Annotated in this window: 13 protein-coding genes; 5 read left to right on the plus strand and 8 right to left on the minus strand. The window is 60.5% G+C overall.

The window, feature by feature from the left end; genetic code table 11:
* Positions 1 to 280: 280 nt before the first annotated feature.
* Positions 281 to 2,860 (minus strand): ATP-dependent chaperone ClpB, encoded by a 2,580-nt coding sequence (gene clpB, locus E0502_RS02240; RefSeq protein ID WP_137676346.1) that lies wholly within the window; start codon positions 2,858 to 2,860, stop codon positions 281 to 283.
* A gap of 236 nt (positions 2,861 to 3,096) precedes the next feature.
* On the opposite strand from clpB, the gene E0502_RS02245 reads away from it, so the two are divergent.
* The gene (locus E0502_RS02245) at positions 3,097 to 4,662 is read left to right on the plus strand and encodes a hypothetical protein (protein ID WP_240048820.1); all 1,566 of its coding nucleotides are present in this window, start codon (positions 3,097 to 3,099) and stop codon (positions 4,660 to 4,662) included.
* 15 nt (positions 4,663 to 4,677) lie between these two features.
* Here the strand turns inward: E0502_RS02245 and E0502_RS02250 are convergent, their stop codons facing one another.
* A complete protein-coding gene (locus E0502_RS02250; protein ID WP_137676347.1) occupies positions 4,678 to 6,126 on the minus strand; it encodes a helicase HerA domain-containing protein in 1,449 nt (482 codons plus the stop codon).
* A 129-nt stretch (positions 6,127 to 6,255) separates the two neighbouring features.
* On the opposite strand from E0502_RS02250, the gene E0502_RS02255 reads away from it, so the two are divergent.
* The 4 genes from E0502_RS02255 to E0502_RS02270 all read left to right on the plus strand — a co-directional run bounded on the left by E0502_RS02255 (position 6,256) and on the right by E0502_RS02270 (position 12,769).
* Positions 6,256 to 8,493, plus strand: a complete 2,238-nt coding sequence (locus E0502_RS02255; protein ID WP_137676348.1) for a penicillin acylase family protein — start codon at positions 6,256 to 6,258, stop codon at positions 8,491 to 8,493.
* Positions 8,494 to 8,547: 54 nt separating this feature from the next.
* Positions 8,548 to 11,463, plus strand: a complete 2,916-nt coding sequence (locus tag E0502_RS02260) for a M16 family metallopeptidase (RefSeq protein ID WP_137676349.1) — start codon at positions 8,548 to 8,550, stop codon at positions 11,461 to 11,463.
* A gap of 73 nt (positions 11,464 to 11,536) precedes the next feature.
* Positions 11,537 to 11,842, plus strand: coding sequence for a hypothetical protein (locus E0502_RS02265; protein WP_137676350.1), 306 nt, complete (start codon positions 11,537 to 11,539; stop codon positions 11,840 to 11,842).
* 234 nt (positions 11,843 to 12,076) lie between these two features.
* Positions 12,077 to 12,769 (plus strand): hypothetical protein, encoded by a 693-nt coding sequence (locus E0502_RS02270; RefSeq protein ID WP_137676351.1) that lies wholly within the window; start codon positions 12,077 to 12,079, stop codon positions 12,767 to 12,769.
* Positions 12,770 to 12,838: 69 nt separating this feature from the next.
* Here the strand turns inward: E0502_RS02270 and E0502_RS02275 are convergent, their stop codons facing one another.
* The 6 genes from E0502_RS02275 to E0502_RS02300 form a co-directional block, all read right to left on the minus strand.
* Positions 12,839 to 13,294, minus strand: coding sequence for a tRNA (cytidine(34)-2'-O)-methyltransferase (locus tag E0502_RS02275; protein WP_137676352.1), 456 nt, complete (start codon positions 13,292 to 13,294; stop codon positions 12,839 to 12,841).
* Between the two features lie 27 nt (positions 13,295 to 13,321).
* Positions 13,322 to 14,824: an Asp-tRNA(Asn)/Glu-tRNA(Gln) amidotransferase subunit GatB gene (gatB, locus tag E0502_RS02280; RefSeq protein WP_137676353.1), complete on the minus strand. Its 1,503-nt coding sequence runs from the start codon at positions 14,822 to 14,824 to the stop codon at positions 13,322 to 13,324.
* On the minus strand, positions 14,817 to 15,035 hold the full coding sequence (locus E0502_RS02285; RefSeq protein ID WP_204517912.1) for a hypothetical protein: 219 nt from the start codon (positions 15,033 to 15,035) through the stop codon (positions 14,817 to 14,819). Before E0502_RS02285 ends, gatB begins: the two co-directional genes overlap by 8 nt.
* Positions 15,029 to 16,510 (minus strand): Asp-tRNA(Asn)/Glu-tRNA(Gln) amidotransferase subunit GatA, encoded by a 1,482-nt coding sequence (gene gatA / locus E0502_RS02290; protein WP_137676355.1) that lies wholly within the window; start codon positions 16,508 to 16,510, stop codon positions 15,029 to 15,031. The genes E0502_RS02285 and gatA overlap by 7 nt, the downstream gene beginning before the upstream one ends.
* Positions 16,510 to 16,812, minus strand: a complete 303-nt coding sequence (gene gatC, locus E0502_RS02295; protein WP_137676356.1) for an Asp-tRNA(Asn)/Glu-tRNA(Gln) amidotransferase subunit GatC — start codon at positions 16,810 to 16,812, stop codon at positions 16,510 to 16,512. Before gatC ends, gatA begins: the two co-directional genes overlap by 1 nt.
* 97 nt (positions 16,813 to 16,909) lie before the next feature.
* Positions 16,910 to 17,476 (minus strand): FKBP-type peptidyl-prolyl cis-trans isomerase, encoded by a 567-nt coding sequence (locus E0502_RS02300; RefSeq protein WP_137676357.1) that lies wholly within the window; start codon positions 17,474 to 17,476, stop codon positions 16,910 to 16,912.
* Positions 17,477 to 17,492 lie beyond the last annotated feature (16 nt).

Consider the following 17,492-nt stretch of genomic DNA (forward strand, 5'->3'; position numbering starts at 1 on the left):
ATCCCCTGCCGCCGCAATTTTTGATTCAGTCCCGAAGAGTCCCCGACCCCAAGATGCTTGCGTTCTGCAAAAGGCATCAGCCACTGTCAAAGCGGATTACGACATTGCCCCCAAATGAACGCGCGGGTTGTTGCCCAAATCCCACAAATTGGCAGGTGATCGGATAGTGGCGAAACGATGTTGCGCATTACGGCTAATTGCGTGAAACATAATACCCAGCCGATTGATGCAACAGGCGCTTAACAAAACGAAGTTTCGCGAAAATTCATCGCGATTCGGGTCAGCTCACCTTCATGCTGAGCTGCCCGTCACCCTCTTCGATCTCCACCGTGCTGCCATCGGGCACGTCACCGGACAAAATCTTGTCCGCCAGCGGGTCCTGCAAATAACGCTGAACTGCGCGTTTGAGGGGCCGTGCGCCATAGACTGGATCGTAGCCCACCCTGCCAAGCCAGCGCAGAGCCGCTTCGCTCAGGTCGATGGTGATCTTGCGGTCCTTGAGCAGCTGCTGCACCCGCCCGACCTGAATCCTGACGATCGGGGCCATGTGTTCCTGGCCCAGCCGGTGGAACAGGATGATCTCGTCCAGCCGGTTAAGGAATTCAGGGCGGAAATGCCCGCGCACCACGTCCATCACCTGCGGCTCTACATCGGCAACCTTCTGATCGTCAGTCATCTGGCTCAGATACTGGCTGCCAAGGTTGGATGTCAGGATGATCAGCGTGTTTGAAAAGTCGACCACCCTGCCCTGACCGTCGGTCAGCCGCCCGTCATCGAGCACTTGCAGCAGCACGTTAAATACGTCGCTATGCGCCTTCTCGACCTCGTCGAACAACACGACCTGGTAGGGCCTGCGCCGCACGGCTTCGGTGAGCACGCCGCCTTCCTCATAGCCGACATAGCCCGGAGGCGCGCCGATCAGCCGGGCTACAGCGTGTTTTTCCATGAATTCACTCATGTCGATCCGGACCATTGCCGTGTCGTCATCGAACAGAAAACCTGCGAGCGCCTTGGTCAGCTCGGTCTTGCCGACGCCGGTTGGCCCGAGGAACAGGAAGGAGCCGAGCGGTCGATTGGGATCCTGCAAACCCGCGCGCGAACGGCGCACAGCCTTGGCCACGGCTTGCACCGCTGCTCCTTGTCCGATCACCCGCTGGCCGATGATGTTTTCCATATCGAGCAGCTTCTCGCGCTCGCCCTCCAGCAGCTTGTCGACCGGCACACCGGTCCACTTTTCGACGACAGCCGCAATGTCTTCCTCAGTCACTTCCTCGCGCAGCAGCGCATTTTCGGAATGCTGCTCGGCTTCGGCCAGCTGCTTCTCGAGCGCCGGGATCGTGCCGTAGGACAGCTCCCCCGCTTTCGCGAGATCACCTTCGCGTTCGGCCTGTTCCAGCTCGAGCCGTGCCTGATCGAGCCGTTCCTTGATCTTGCCTTCGGCGGCGATCTTGTCACGCTCGTTCTGCCAGCGCGTTGTCAGCTCGGACGATTCCTGTTCGAGGTTTGCCAGCTCTTCGCGCAAAGCAGCAAGGCGATCCTGCGACGCCTGGTCGGTCTCTTTGCCAAGCGCCGATTCCTCGATCTTGAGCTGGATGATCCGCCGGTCGAGGGCTTCGATCTCTTCGGGTTTGGATTCCACTTCCATCCGGATACGGCTGGCCGCCTCGTCCATCAGGTCGATCGCCTTGTCGGGCAGGAAACGGTTCTGGATATAGCGGTTGGACATTTGTGCCGCCGCCACAATCGACGCGTCAGTAATGCGCACGCCGTGGTGCAGCTCGTATTTGTCCTTGATACCGCGCAGAATGCTGATGGTGTCCTCGACACTCGGCTCCTCGATATACACAGGCTGGAATCGCCGCTGCAGTGCCGGATCTTTCTCGACATATTTCTGGTATTCGTCGAGCGTGGTCGCGCCGATGCAGTGCAATTCGCCGCGGCTCAGTGCAGGTTTCAACAGGTTCGAGGCATCCATGCTGCCTTCGCTGGCGCCCGCACCGATCAACGTGTGCATTTCGTCGATGAACAGGACGATGTTCCCGTCCGAATTCTTGACTTCGTCCAGCACCGCCTTGAGCCGCTCTTCGAATTCGCCGCGATATTTTGCGCCGGCAATAAGCGCGCCCATATCGAGCGACATCAGCGTGCGGCCCTTGAGGCTGTCAGGCACGTCGCCATTGGCGATGCGCAGCGCAAGTCCTTCGGCAATTGCGGTCTTGCCCGTGCCCGGTTCGCCAATCAGCGCGGGGTTGTTCTTCGTGCGGCGAGCAAGGATCTGGACCGTGCGGCGGATTTCCTCGTCACGGCCAATGACCGGATCAAGCTTGCCGTCGCGCGCCGCTTGCGTGAGGTCGCGGGCGTAGCGCTTCATCGCGTCATAGGCCTGTTCAGCGTTGGCGCTGTCAGCCGTGCGCCCCTTGCGTAATTCCTCGATCGCAGCATTGAGCGATTGCGGGGTAACACTGGCCGCTTGCATCGCATCGCCAGCCGATGTTCCCTTGGCCAGCGCGAGAGCGACGAGCAACCGCTCTACAGTGACAAAACTGTCTCCTGCTTTCTCGGCAATCTGTTCGGCCTGGTCGAGCGCGCGCACCGCGTCGTTGTCGAGGCCCGGGGTCTGTTGTGCACCTCCGCCCGAAACAGCCGGGATCTTCGCGAGTTCGGAATCAACTTTGTCCACTGCCAGGCCGGTATTGCCCCCGGCACGCTGGATCAGACCGGCGGCCATCCCCTCTTCGTCTTCAAGCAACGCCTTCAGCAAGTGAGCGGGCGTAATCCGCTGATGATTCATCCGGATAGCAACAGTCTGCGCGCTTTGCAGGAAGCCCTTCGCGCGGTCGGTGAACTTTTCGAGATTCATTCGGATTCCCTCACTGGATTACCGCCTCGATATAGTGTTGCATTTTTGCAACTCAAGCCCTGCCCCCGGCAAATTCCGGGGTGTGTTACTTAAATAGGTAGGTCGTTCGGAAGTCTTGGCAAGGGATATCAGCATGCGAGTGAGCAAACAGGGCGTCCACGCGCATCATGGTTAAACGTTTGGTAACCACGGTGAGCTAGCGAAACTCCGGCATTCTTCCTCTCGGAGCAGATATCGTGACTCGAACCTTTCTCTCGCTTTCGCGCAAGGGCGCAGCTCTAGGCAGTGCGGCCATGATAACGGTGCTTGCGCTGCCAGCGAGTGCGCAGGACGCAGGGGTCGACCCGGTAATGTCGGGCATCATGGAACGGCTCGACCGGCTGGAAGCCGAGAACGCGCGCCTCCGGGCCGAAGTCGATTTCATGCGCGACACTCAGGCGCGTCCGGTTCCTGCGTCCGCACAACCCCATGCTGCCGTTGTCAGCGCGCCTCATGGCGCAAGTGCGGCTTCAGTGCCGACCATCGCTTCAGGTGGTGACGGCGAGACGGCCGGCCTTGTGGGGTTCGACAGCGAATACGGCTATGCGATCCTCGACCACGCCGAACGGACCAACACCAAGCCGCTGTACCAACTGCGCGCCGTATCGGCAGGAAAACTCAGGAACCGGGTCACCCTGTCGGGCGGCGCGACGGTCCTTGCCAATTACCAACACAGCAATGTCGACGATACATTCGGCTATCTGATGCGTCACCCGACGGGGGCGAACCAGAATGGCAAACATGTTTCCGAGGCGGTGATCCACTCTGCCCAGCTTGCGGTCACCGCACAGCTGACCGATGGCGTAACGGCCTTCTCCGAGCTGCTGTATGATCCGCAGCAGAGTTTTGGCGGAGGCACATTGACCGCCCTTTCGCGCAACCAGATCCAGCTGCGCCGCGGCTGGATCATGCTTGGCGATCTTGACCGGACGCCGTTCTATTTCCTGATCGGCAAGATGGACGTGCCTTTCGGCCTTAACGACACCGTCAGTCCCTTTACCAACTCGACCAACTGGCATGCGTTTGCCGGTCTCGCATACGGGGCAGCCGCCGGTTATGCAGACGGAGGCTTGAGCCTGCGCGCCATGGCGGTCCAGGGCGGAGCACAGTTCCGTGCGGCCAACGCGCCGGTCAACGGCACTTCGATCCCGTCACGGCTCAACAACTTTGCGGTCGACGGCAGCTATGAAGCGCAGCTGGGCGATCTTGGAAGCGCGCGCATCGGTGCGAGTTACCTCCACGGCAGCGCTTATTGTCAAGATTACCCGGTGGTCCATTTCAACCCCTGTCAGGCACGCAATCCGGCATGGGCTGCCTACGGAACCGCCCAGATCGGCGGATTGACTCTGCTTGGCGAGTTCGCCCGGACAACCGATGAATGGGCCGGAACCAAGGTTCCCGATCCGACCAACCCGCTCAGCGTTTTCGACGCGGTACACGTCACTTCGATGACTGTCGGCGGCCGCTATGGCTTCGGCACTGAAGCCGACGACGCGGCGCAGCCAGAATTCGCGGTTTCCGCCGAGTTCAGCCGCTTTACAGCTGGCGACGATGGCGCGCCCTGGGAAGCACAGAGTCAGCTTGTGGCGGGGCTTTCCTGGTTTCCGGCCAGTAACGTCAATTTGTTTGGCGAATATGTGCGCGCGGAAGGCTTCGTTCCGCTGAATTTTCTCAGCGGGGGCAACCTGCCTGGCGGTGCAACATGGTCTCGCCAAGACGCCAACACCAATGTGTTCCTGCTCGGGATACAGGGCGCGTTCTGACCTGGCACGCGGCGGTCAGTCGACCGGAATTGCGTCCAGTCCGGGCACCAGAACGGTGCGTTCGCCGCCGAAATCCTCTCGCACGACGATGGTGCCCTGTTTCTCAAGGTGATCCAGCAATCGGCGGATACGCCCTGGAGAACTGGTGCCATAGGCCCGCGCCAGAGCGTCCTCGTCGACCTGCGTTTCGCCAGCATGCGCTGCACGGGCGATCACCAGCCAAGGCGCAAGCAGATCTTCCTCAACACTTTCTGCCAAGTGCAGGATGCGCGCACGGATCGGCTCGGCAAGCTCGTCGAGCCCGGCTCCGGCGATGGCGAATTGCCGGCGAAACGCCTGCATGTCCGGCATCGGTCCAATGATCCGCTCGCTCCGGCAACGCGCAACAAATGACTGATATTGTGCGCTGGCAGACTGGAACGCTGCCCCGTCCGAACGCGCAAGCGAGTCAATGATTTGCCCGATCTGCGCTTCGACATCGGTTTGACCCGCAACGTCGGCGGTCGGACTAGCGTGATCTTCCTGTTGCACGATGCTTCGTTCAATCGCTTCGATTGGCGGCGCGAGCGGCGCTGTCGGAGGAGGCGGGGCAGCTTGCGCGGCTTCGGCAGCAAGGCCTTTGGTCAACAAGGCTTCCATGTCTTCGGGCGCTTCGGTCGGCAGCGGCATCAGCCCGCTCGACGTCTCTTTCTTGCCCGACTGGACCGGCCCGATTTTCACTGCGACCGGGCGGCGGCTGATGGCCGGTCCAAGCGCTAGAAAATATCCGCGTTCAAGTTCGCGAATACGCTCTGCCTGGCGGCGCTCCATCCCGAGCAGGTCCGCCGCACGCACCATATCGATATCGAGGAAAGTCCGCCCCATGAGGAAATTGGACGCTTCCGCGGCAACGTTTTTCGCCAGCTTGGCCAGCCGTTGCGTTGCCACGATGCCGGCAAGCCCGCGCTTGCGGCCACGGCACATGAGATTGGTCATCGCGCCCAAGGTCATGCGGCGGGTGTCCTCGGCGATTTCGCCAGCCACCGACGGCGCGAACATCTGCGCTTCGTCGACCACCACCAGGGCTGGATACCAATGCTCGCGCGGCGCATCGAACAGGGCGGTCATGAATTGCGCGGCGCAGCGAATCTGCTGTTCGACCTCCAGCCCTTCCAGCGCCAGCACCACGCTTGCCCGATGCTCGCGAATGCGGCGGGCCAGCGCGTCTATCTCGGCCGGCGAATAGGCGGCACCATCGATCACGATATGGCCGAATTTTTCGGCCAGGGAAATGAAGTCGCCTTCGGGGTCGATCACCACCTGCTGAACCATGGCGGCACTTTCTTCGAGCAAGCGGCGCAACAAATGGGATTTGCCGCTGCCCGAATTGCCTTGCACCAACAGGCGCGTGGCGAGCAATTCCTCCATGTCGAAGGTGACCGGCTGTCCGCCCGCCTCGTGTCCGATGGTAATTTCCGATTTCACGAGCGCGTGGGTAGCGAGCCGAATCCGCTTGCTGGAAGGGGCTGCGACAACTTATCCCGATGGAATCGTGCAGAGGCTTCACCGATCCTGGATTTCTCGCTACCCCCTTCGCCGGAAGAGGATCGCTGAATGAAGAAGTTTTTCGCCGGTACCGGCTTTGTGCTGCTGGCTTTGCTGCTTGTCGCTTTTATCGCACTCGCCACGTGGGAGCCGTTCTTCGCTCAGGACGGCGAAGCTCCGGCGAGTGACCGGACCTACACGGCAGAGATCGTGCGTAGCGAATTCGGTGTGCCGCATATTTACGGTGAAACCGATGCCGATGTCGCTTATGGGGTCGCCATCGCCCATGCTGAGGACGATTTCTTCACCTTGCAGGATGTCGTCGCCATGGCGCGCGGGCGCTATGGCGCGATTGCCGGTCAGGATGGCGCTCAGGTCGATTATGTATATCACCTGCTCGATGCCCGCGGGACGGCAGAGCGGCATTTCTCGAAGCTTCCGCAGGACACGCAGGACCTGTTCAACGCCTATGCTACTGGGCTCAATCAATATGCCGAAGAACATCCGGAAGAACTGAAGCTGGGCAATCTTTTCCCGGTCAACGGAGAAGATGTTGCTGCCGGCTTCGCGCTGCGTCAGCCGTTTTTCTTCGGCCTCAACAATGTCATCGGCCCACTCGTGGCGGGCGAACCGCTCAACCCGGAATTCGGCCCTCCGATACCGCCAGAAGACCTCGGCATCCAACCCTCGGGCGAACCGATCATGGAGGACAAGCCAAAACCGGCCGACAAGACAGTTGCCCGCGCGCTACCCTTGCATATGGGCGAAGACGGAGCGCTGTCAGGTTCGAATGCTTTTGCCATTGCGCCGGAAAAATCGGGCGACGGGGTGACCCGGCTTGTGTCCAACAGCCACCAGCCGCTACGCGGCGGCGTTGCATGGTATGAAATGGTCGTGGAGAGCAACGAGGGCTGGCATTATGCCGGTGCCAATTTTCCCGGCAGCCCCTTCCCTTTCCTCGGTCACAACGAGACCATCGGCTGGACAAATACAGTGAATCGGCCGGACATGGTCGATGTCTACCAGCTGGTGATGGACGAAAGCGGCACGCGCTATCGTCTGGACGGCGAATGGCGCGACCTCGAAAGCAAGACGGTCACTCTGCCCGTCCGGTTCGGGCCGATCATCCTGCCAATCCGCCGGACAGTGCACCGCAGCGTACACGGGCCGGTTATCGTCAACGATGAAGGCGCGTTCGCTGTTCGGTATGGCGGGATCGACAATCTTGGTCAGCTTGATGCCTATTACCGGCTGAACAAGGCTAAGGACCTGACCGAGTTCAAATCGATTCTGGCCCGGATGGACATCCCCAGCACCAATTTCATCTACGCCGACAAGCAGGGAAACATCGGGTATTTCTACAATGCGGCGATCCCCGACCGGCCCAAAGGTCACGATTGGCGCAACGTTCTTCCCGGCGATGACAGCAAGCTGATCTGGACCGACACCGTCGATTTCGAGATGATCCCGCAACTGGTCAATCCGGCGAGCGGCTGGCTGTTCAACGCCAACAACTCGCCCTTCTCCGCGGCCGGGGAAGGCAGCGATCTCTCGCCTGACAGTGTGCCAGCCGAGATGGGTGTCGAGCTCAAGACGACCAATCGCGCACGCCGTGCTGCCAAGCTGATGGAAGCCACGCCGGTGATCGACCGCGCGAACCTTGAGCGGATCAAATATGACACCGGGTACGAGCGCGAGGGCTACGTTGCTCAGATGTTCGATGCCGTCACTGCGCTTGACCTGTCGGATGATGCCGAACTCGCTGAAGCACAGCGCCTGATGGCCAGCTGGGACTGGACGGCCGACAGTGTCGGCGGCGCAGATTCGCTGGTGCTGCTCATGATCAAGCCCTTCATGTCCGCCGAGTACCAGAACAAGCCGGAGCCCGATGCGCGCGAAGAGCTGCGGCGCAGTGTCGATCACCTGATGGACCACTTCGGACGGATCGATCCGCCGATGTCGGACTTGTTGCGTCTGCGCCAACCGCTCGGCCCTTACGCAAAAGACCTGCCGCTCGACGGAGGGAGCGACACTTTGCGCGCGTCCACGTTGTGGAATGTCGATGATGACGGGCGCTTGGCCGTGCGCCACGGAGACAGCTTCATCCAGCTGGTCGAGTGGGAACCCGGCCAGCGCGTGCGCTCGCAATCGATCCAGCCCTATGGCGCTGCGACCACCCGGCCCGAGAGCCGCCATTATTCCGACCAGATGCCGCTGTTTACGCGGCACGAACTGAAACCTGTCCATTTCTGGCGCGTTGATGCGCTGGAAAATGCCACTCGTCGAAAAACCGTCAGCAATCGCTGACTGCACGATAAGGGCAGATGCACCGGACTGACTTGTTAAACGGGGACTAAAGACATGCGTAATTCACTTGCCACCGCAAGCCTTGCAGCCATCGCGCTTTCGCTCAGCGCGAGCCCGGCATTTGCCGATGGGCACATGGACGGTGCGATGCATTCTGCCGACGATGCGATGGCCGAGCCGGCCCCGCTATCCGACCTGATCAACGAAGTCTCGATTCCCTACGACCAGTTCGAACTCGACAACGGCCTGACCGTGCTCGTCCACGAAGACCGCAAAGCGCCGGTCGTCGGCGTGAGCGTGTGGTACAATGTCGGCTCCAAACATGAGCCCGAAGGCAAGACCGGTTTCGCCCATTTGTTCGAACATCTGATGTTCAATGGCAGCGAGAACGCCCCGGGCGATTTTTTCGAGCCGCTGCAGCAGGTCGGCGCGACCGATTTCAACGGCACCACCTGGTTCGACCGGACAAATTATTTCGAGACCGTCCCGACCGGCGCGCTCGACCGCGCATTGATGCTGGAAAGCGACCGGATGGGCTACCTGCTTGGCGCGGTGACGCAGGAAAAGCTCGATAACCAGATCGGCGTGGTCCAGAACGAAAAGCGTCAGGGTGACAACAACCCTTACGGTCTGGTCGAATACGAACAGTTGGAAAACCTTTACCCTTCGGGTCATCCCTATCACCACTCGACCATCGGCTCGATGGCCGACCTTTCCAGCGCGACGCTGGAAGACGTGAAGCAGTGGTTCCGTGACAATTACGGGCCGAACAACGCGGTTCTGGTGCTGGCGGGCGATATCGACACCGCCACCGCACGAGAGAAAGTCACCAAATGGTTCGGCGCGATCAAGCGCGGGCCGGAGACTCGCGCCGTCGACGCGCCAGAACCCATGCTCCCGGCCAACAAGAGCAAGACAATCTACGATCAGGTTGCGACCACGCGCATCTACCGGATGTGGGCGGTGCCCGGTCTGGATGATCCGCAGTACCTGCCGCTTTCAGCCGGTGCGATTGTGCTCGGCGGCCTCGCTTCCTCGCGGCTCGACAACAGCCTGGTGCGCGAGAAACAGATGGCCGTGCGCGTCTCGGCAAGTGCGCAAATTTTCGCGCAATCCGGTCAGTTGGTCGTTTTTGCGGATGCGGCACCGGGGCAGGATCCCGATGCGGTGGCTGAAGCACTCGATGCCGAAATCGCCAAATTCATGATCGAAGGTCCGACGCAGGACGAGCTTGACCGCGCGTTGATGACATATGCTGCCGGGCAGATCCGGGGCCTGGAGCAGGTCGGCGGGTTTAGCGGCAAGGCACCAACCCTGGCCGAAGGTCTGCTCTATCAGGGCGACGCGGCCTCTTATCGCAAGGAATTGGATCGCGCGGCGAAGTTGACACCGCAGGAAGTGCGCGACGTCACCGCCAGCTGGATGGCGCGTCCGGTGTTCGAATTGCGGGTCGAACCCGGCGAGCGTCAGGAAGGCGGCGAAGACCGCGGCGGTTTCTTCTTCGGTAGCGGCGACGAAACCGGGCTCGCCGGCCCGGCATTTTATCGAAGCCCGTTCATGCTGCAGGGCGGTAGCGCCGTGGCCGAAGCCGACCGGTCCGAGCTGCCCGAAGTCGGCGAACTCAAGCCACTCGATTTCCCCGATATCGAGCGCGCAACCCTGTCGAACGGAATGGAAGTCTATTTTGCCCGCCGTGCCGCTGCGCCGGTGGTCAGCGTTCGGGTCGATTTCGATGCCGGCTATGCGGCCGATCCGCGTGATCGCCTCGGGCTCTCCTCGCTCATGCTGCAGGCAATGGATGAAGGCACCATGTCGCTCGATTCTACCGCACTCGCGATCGCGAAAGAACGCTACGGCCTCCAACTGGGCGGCGGAGCAAATGCCGACTCGACTTTCTTCACGCTCAATACGCTGGCCCCCAACCTCTCGCCCTCACTCGATCTGTTGGCCGATTACATCCGCAATCCAGCTTTCAGCGAAACAGATCTCGAGCGCGTTCGCACTCAGCAGCTGACCCGCATCCGCAACGAGATGAACAATCCCGGGGCAATCGGCCAGCGGGCTCTGGCACCAATCCTGTTCGGCATGGACCATCCCTACGGGATGCCGCCCAGCGGCACAGGCGACACAGCGGTCGTTGAGTCGCTGACCACGCAGGACCTGCGGGATTTCCATCAGATGTGGATGCGCCCCGACAATGCGAAGGTGTTTGTCGTCGGCGATACGACGCTGTCCGAAGCAACGGCTTTGCTGGAGAAAAGCTTCGGTGGGTGGCAGGCACCCGCCGTGACCGCACCGGTCAAATCCTATGCTGCTCCGATCCCGGTACAGGATGCCTCGCGCATCGTGCTGATAAACCGCCCGAACTCGCCACAATCGGTAATCCTTGGCGGGCGTGTGCTCGAAGCCAAGGGGACAGACGATAACATCGTGTTGAGCGCTGCCAACGAAGTGTTCGGCGGCAGCTTCCTCAGCCGGATCAACATGAATCTGCGTGAGACCAAGGGCTGGTCCTATGGCGTGCGCAGCATCGTGCAGCAGCCGAGGGATCGCACCAGTTTCCTGATCTATGCACCGGTGCAGGCCGACCGGACCGGGGATTCGATCAGCGAATTGCTCAGCGACCTTAACGCCTATGTCGGCGGCGAGGGTGTGACCGAGGAAGAGCTGACGCGCCTGATCAATGGCAATGTCCGCGAGCTCCCCGGTCAGTTCGAAACCAGCCGCGATGTGCTTGGCGGAATCGTCAACATCATCAATGACAAGCGGCCGGACAATTATTACGAAACGCTGGCCGCGAAATACTCGGCCCTGACCGCCGATCAGCTCGATGCGGAAGCCCTGTCCAACTTCACCGGCGATGATCTGGTGTTCGTAATTGTCGGCGATGCTACGGTGGTCGAACCTCAGCTCGAAGCGCTCGGCCTGCCGGTCGAAGTTCGCCAGTTGGAGGGAACGGACGAGGAGTGAACTCGTTGACATCAGTGTAAGCAGGGGCGATGCAGCCCCCGCGAATTTTGACGCACACACTAAGGAGATACGCATGTCTGTTGCAGGAACCTACGATACCGTTGTGAAGAGCCCGATGGGTGACCAGAAGGGCACCTTTACCGTAGTCCCCGGCGACGACGGCAACACCTTCACCGGCTCGATGGCCGGCGGCATGGGCAGCATGGACGTGTCCGACGGCAAGATCGACGGCGACACGCTGACCTGGAAGATGAACATGACCGTCCCGATGCCGATGGAGCTCAATTGCGAAGCGACCGTCAACGGCGACCAGATGACCGGCAAGGTCAACGCGGGCGCATTCGGCGACATGGCGCTGACCGGCGAAAAGCAGGGCTGACACCCTCGCTCTACGCGAACGCATTCAGAGGGCCGCCCGGAGCAATCCTGGCGGCCCTTTTCGTATCGGTTGAGCATTTCCCTTGCGAAAGTACTCGCCGCCTTCAGTGCAGAAATACGATAAACGGTTTTAGATCGAAAATCGGGGCTCGGCTCAATTGACTTTCTTACTATTACTCTCAAGAAACAGCATACTTCGAGTTTCCAATGGGGGTTTAAGATGCGTTCAACTTTGATGATTTTTGCTGCAATATCACTTGCGGGATGCGCTACGGTCAAAAATAACTATGTGCCTCGCACCGAACAGATCAGTTTCCCTGCGCTCAACGTTGAACAGACCGCTACGATCGGCGACAAAATGCTTGAGCAAGGCACCGCGACAACGACCAAAGGGGTGTTCCTTCCGCGTCAGAATAACATCAGCGGGGTGGTCCTGAGTCAAGGTTTTTACCCGCAAACGGGCGAAGATGACGAGCACGTATTTACTAGATTTGCCATCGGCAGTAGCGATCCCAATATGGGACAAGTTACCTTGCAGGGAGGCGTGTTCAATCAGAATACTTATCCCCAAGGTATAAGATTTGAAAAAGAGAACCAAAAAACCTGTGTTGTTGTTCCAGGAGTATACGGTATATCACAAAACGTATGTGACACCGAGTATTCATACGAGTTCACTGAACGGCCAATAATTTCTCAAAACAACTTTCAACAAACGTTGATATATAGTGGGCGAGTAGGGGACCGTATCCGTGTGAGCTATCGAGAGTTTTCAGGAAATATGGCAAGAGCTGCGTTCACCAATGAGGCAGAATATGACCTAAGCAAGTCCGACATGATTGCCTATAAGGGGGCAAAGATACGCATCATTGATGCCAATAATGAGCAGATTCGATACGAAGTGCTATCGAATTTCAACCTCACGAATTAAGCTTAGAAGGGCCGCGCGGAGCAATCCTGACGGCCCTTTTCGTTGACCAATCACGCGGGCGATACTGGCCTAGATGTGGTGCTTTACCGCTTGGTATGCAGCGGCCGCAACCGTGTTGGCGAGGTTGAGCGAGCGGACCTTGTCTGACCGCATCGGCAGGCTCACGAGCTGCTCGCGGTAAGCCTCGACGATCTGGGGTGGCAATCCCTTCGTCTCGCGTCCGAACACGAGATAGGCGTCATCCGGGTAGTCGGGTTGGTAGAAACTGCGGGTCGCATATTCCTCGAACAGGTAAAGCTGGTCGGCGCGCGGGACGCGTTCCTGCAAAAAGGCGTCCCAGCTGGCGAACTCGACCAGCTTTATATGTGGCCAGTAGTCGAGCCCGCTGCGTTTCACCCGCTTGTCCGAGATGTCGAAGCCAAGCGGGTGGATGAGCACCAGCTCCATGTCGAGCGCGACGCAGGTGCGCCCGATCGCGCCGGTGTTGCCGGGGATTTCGGGATGGACGAGGACGATGGAGGTCATCGCCTTCCCTTTCTCACTGCCAATCGCTCAGCCGTCCAGCTTGCCCTTCAGGATCTGGTTGACCACCGCCGGGTTGGCCTTGCCCTGCATCGCCTTCATCGTCTGGCCGACGAAGAAGCCGAAGAGCTTGTCCTTGCCGCCGCGGTATTCCTCGACTTTGTCGCCATTGGCAGCAATAATCGCGTCGATCGCAGCTTCGATCGCGCCGGTGTCGCTGACCTGTTTGAGGCCTTCGCTATCGGCGATTTCGTCAGGCGCGCGGCCGTCACGCAGAACGATTTCGTAGATTTCTTTCGCCTGCCCGCCGCTGATTTCGCCGGCGTCCTGCATCTTGAGGATGCTGGCCTGCGCTTCGGCAGTGGCGTTGGCGGGATTGGCCTCATCGCCGAGCGACTTCATCACGCCCGGCGCGACTGAGAGCGACCAATTGGCGACCTGTGTCGCAACGGCCTTCTCCGGCTTGCCGATGGCGCTGGCGGTGGCACCGAGCAGCGTCTCGAAGCGGGCGAAGGTTTCCACCTCGGCAGTCAGTTCGCGGGCATTGTAAGGCGTCAGGCCCAGCTCGCTTTCGTACCGCGCGCGCTTGGCATCGGGCAATTCCGGCAGGCTGGCGCGGCATTCATCAAGGAAGCTGTCTTCCAGCTCCAGCGGCAAGAGATCGGGATCGGGGAAGTAGCGATAATCATGCGCGTCTTCCTTGCTCCGCATCGAACGTGTGGTGCCGCTGGCAACATCGAACAGGCGCGTTTCCTGCACCACCGTGCCGCCGTCTTCGATCAGGTCGACCTGACGGTTCGCCTCATGCTCGATCACCTGCATCACGAAGCGGACCGAGTTGACGTTCTTCGTTTCAGTGCGGGTGCCGAGTTCCGGGTCACCGACCTTGCGCACGCTGACATTCACATCGGCCCGCATGGAGCCTTCTTCCATGTTCCCGTCGCACGATCCGACATAGCGCAGGATCGAACGAAGCTTGCGAACATAGGCTCCGGCTTCGGCGGGTGAAGTCATATCCGGCTTGGAGACGATCTCCATCAGCGCGACGCCGCACCGGTTGAGATCGACATAGGACATGGTCGGATGCTGATCATGCATCAGCTTGCCCGCATCCTGCTCGACATGAATCCGCTCGATCCCGATCACCTTGTCTTGCGGGATACCGCCTTTCTCGTCGGCATCGATCAGCAGCTGACCCTCGCCCACGATGGGGTGATAGAGCTGCGAAATCTGGTAGCCTTGCGGCAGATCGGCATAGAAGTAGTTCTTGCGGTCGAACCGGCTGTATTTGTTGATCTGCGCCTCGATCGCCATCCCGGTGCGCACCGCCTGACGGATGCACTCGGCATTCGGCACCGGCAGCATCCCCGGCATCGCCGCGTCGATCAGGCTGACATTGCAGTTGGGTTCCGAACCGAATTCGGTCGAAGCGCCGCTGAACAGCTTGGCGTGTGACGTGACCTGCGCATGGACCTCGAGGCCGATCACGACCTCCCATTCGCCCGTTGCGCCCTGAATGCGGTAGCTACTCATCGTTCGTTTTCCGCTCATTCTGACTGTTGCTGTCTATCTTCTGCGCCGGGACAACCGGTCCGGGTGGTGGCGGTTTGTCGTCGGCGATAGGCTTTCCCGTGGTGCTATCGAAACGTGCTTCGCCGTATTCGATCTTGCGCGACATCACGAAGGCAAGAATGACCAGCGCGATGAGCGAGCCGAACAGGATCAGCATGAAAAGCATTACCACCACTTCTCCGGTTTCGCGTCGAACCCCGCACGCTGCTGGATGGCTAGACCCGCATTCAGCACGCCCTGTTCGTCGAACGCTTTGCCGACCAGCTGGAGGCCGAGCGGCAGGCCGTCGGCGTTGAGCATCGCGGGGACGCTCATCGCGGGCAGGCCCGCCAGTGATGCCGGCACGGCGAACACATCGTTGAGGTACATCGCCAGCGGATCGTCGCTCTTGTCACCCAGCGGGAAGCTGGCGGTCGGTGTCGTCGGAGCGAGGACAAGGTCGCACTCGGCCCAAGCGTTCTCGAAATCGCGCGCCACCAGCGCGCGAACCTTCTGTGCCTGGTTGTAGTAGGCATCGTAGAAACCTGCCGAGAGCACATAGGTGCCGATCAGCACGCGGCGCTTCACCTCGTCGCCAAAACCCTCTTCGCGGGTCGCGGCGTACATGTCCTGCAGTCCTGCGCCCTCCGGCAGATCGCGCAGGCCGTACCGCACGCCGTCATAGCGCGCGAGGTTGGACGATGCCTCTGCCGGGGCGATGATGTAATAGGCGGGCAGCGCATATTTGGTGTGCGGCAGCGAGATGTCGACGATCTCCGCGCCCGCATCGCGCAGCCATGCCTTGCCCTGCTCCCATGACTTGAGGATTTCCTCGTCCGTGCCGTCCATCCGGTATTCGCGCGGGATGCCGACTTTCTTGCCCTTGAGGTCCGCTGACAGCGCGGCTTCCCAGTTGGGTACATCCATCTGGAGACTGGTCGAATCCTTCGGATCGAAACCGGCCATGGCTTCGAGCATGATCGCGCAATCCTCGACACTGCGCGCCATCGGCCCCGCCTGATCGAGGCTGCTGGCGAAAGCGACGACGCCCCAGCGCGAACAGCGGCCATAGGTTGGCTTGATCCCGCAGATGCCGGTGAATGCCGCAGGCTGACGGATCGAACCGCCGGTGTCGGTGCCGGTCGCCGCCGGCGCAATGCGCGCGGCAACTGCGGTGGAGGAACCACCCGAAGAACCGCCCGGGCTCATCGCGGCGTTGCTGCCTTCCTTGCGCCACGGAGAGGAGACATTGCCGAAATAGCTGGTCTCGTTCGACGAGCCCATCGCGAACTGGTCGAGATTGAGCTTACCGAGCATCCCGGCACCTGCATCCCACAGATTCTGCGAAACAGTGCTTTCGTATTGCGGAGTGAAACCTTCAAGGATGTGGCTGGCCGCCGTGGTCTGCACGCCGTTGGTGCAAAACAGGTCCTTCATGCCGATGGGCACTCCGGCCATGGCACCCAAATCCTTGCCCGCCGCGCGCGTTGCATCGACAGCATCGGCAGCGGCCAGAGCGTGGTCGGGCGTGGTGACGATAAAGGCATTCAGGCTGGCCGCAGCCTCAACCGCCGCGTTGAAGCTTTCCGCTACTTCGCGCGCGGTGAAGGAACCACCGGCCACTCCGTCGCGGATGTCCTTGACGCCCAGTGCAGTGAAATCGGTCATTATTCGATCACCTTCGGCACCCCGAAGAAGCCGTGTTCGGCCACCGGTGCGTTCGCGAGTATATCGTCGCGGCGATTGCCGCCGGTCTTGGGGTCGGCATCGACTTCATCGGCGCGCAGACGCAGCGTGTTGGGGATGACAGCGGTCATCGGTTCGACTTGCGAAGTGTCGACCTCGCCCAATTGCTCGACCCAGTCGAGAATGCCGGACAGCTCAGGCGCCATCCGGTCGAGCTCCTCGTCGGTCATCTTGATACGCGCCAGCGAGGCGATTTTCGCCACAGTGGCCCTGTCGATTGACATAGCGTTTTTCCCTATCGGAAATTCAAACGAATACAGGCCGCCGCGCTAGCAGCGGCCCGATACGGCTTCAAGCAGCACTGCACCCCAACCGGATGCCTTATTGCGGCGGTTGGCCCGGCATCTGCTGCGGCGGCCCGCCCGGAGGTCCGCCTTCCGCGCCCTGCTGTTGCTGCTGCATCATCTGCTGCATCATCTGCATCCGCATCTGGTAATCCTCGCCGCTCATGAATTCGAGCATCTCGATCTCGAAGACGAGGTCCGAACCGCCCGGAATGACAACTTCACCAGTCTGCGGGTTGCGCCGGTCTTCTGCGCCGTAACCCTTTTCAGACGGGATAGTCATTTCGTATTTGCCGCCCTTCTGCATCTTGACCGCCCCTTCGGCAAAGCCGGGGATCATCTGGTCGAGCGGCAGCGGCACCGCCTGTCCTTCATCGAACACGGTGCCGTCTTGCAGCTTGCCGACATAATTCACCAGCACGACATCGGTAGCCGCCGGGTTCGGGCCGCTACCGGCGGTCAGCTCGTCAACTTTCACGCCCGCAGGCACGGCGGCCCAGGCAAGGCCGGCACCGGCAAGGATCGCGATGATCACGCCGAGCCACAGCTTCACGAGCGAGCCTTTGGCGATGGGTTGAAGCGGAACGCGGGTGACTTCGGTCATGGGGCAGGTCCTGTTT

It is taken from the genome of Parerythrobacter lutipelagi (assembly GCF_005434975.1).
GTDB lineage: Bacteria > Pseudomonadota > Alphaproteobacteria > Sphingomonadales > Sphingomonadaceae > Parerythrobacter_A > Parerythrobacter_A lutipelagi.

Bases quoted from the DNA above. Each gene is read 5' to 3' on its own strand.
- clpB (WP_137676346.1), bottom strand. From the start codon at position 2,860: ATGAATCTCGAAAAGTTCACCGACCGCGCGAAGGGCTTCCTGCAAAGC.
- E0502_RS02255 (WP_137676348.1), top strand. From the start codon at position 6,256: ATGAAGAAGTTTTTCGCCGGTACCGGCTTTGTGCTGCTGGCTTTGCTG.
- E0502_RS02260 (WP_137676349.1), top strand. From the start codon at position 8,548: ATGCGTAATTCACTTGCCACCGCAAGCCTTGCAGCCATCGCGCTTTCG.
- E0502_RS02265 (WP_137676350.1), top strand. From the start codon at position 11,537: ATGTCTGTTGCAGGAACCTACGATACCGTTGTGAAGAGCCCGATGGGT.
- E0502_RS02270 (WP_137676351.1), top strand. From the start codon at position 12,077: ATGATTTTTGCTGCAATATCACTTGCGGGATGCGCTACGGTCAAAAAT.
- E0502_RS02275 (WP_137676352.1), bottom strand. From the start codon at position 13,294: ATGACCTCCATCGTCCTCGTCCATCCCGAAATCCCCGGCAACACCGGC.
- gatB (WP_137676353.1), bottom strand. From the start codon at position 14,824: ATGAGTAGCTACCGCATTCAGGGCGCAACGGGCGAATGGGAGGTCGTG.
- gatA (WP_137676355.1), bottom strand. From the start codon at position 16,510: ATGACCGATTTCACTGCACTGGGCGTCAAGGACATCCGCGACGGAGTG.
- gatC (WP_137676356.1), bottom strand. From the start codon at position 16,812: ATGTCAATCGACAGGGCCACTGTGGCGAAAATCGCCTCGCTGGCGCGT.
- E0502_RS02300 (WP_137676357.1), bottom strand. From the start codon at position 17,476: ATGACCGAAGTCACCCGCGTTCCGCTTCAACCCATCGCCAAAGGCTCG.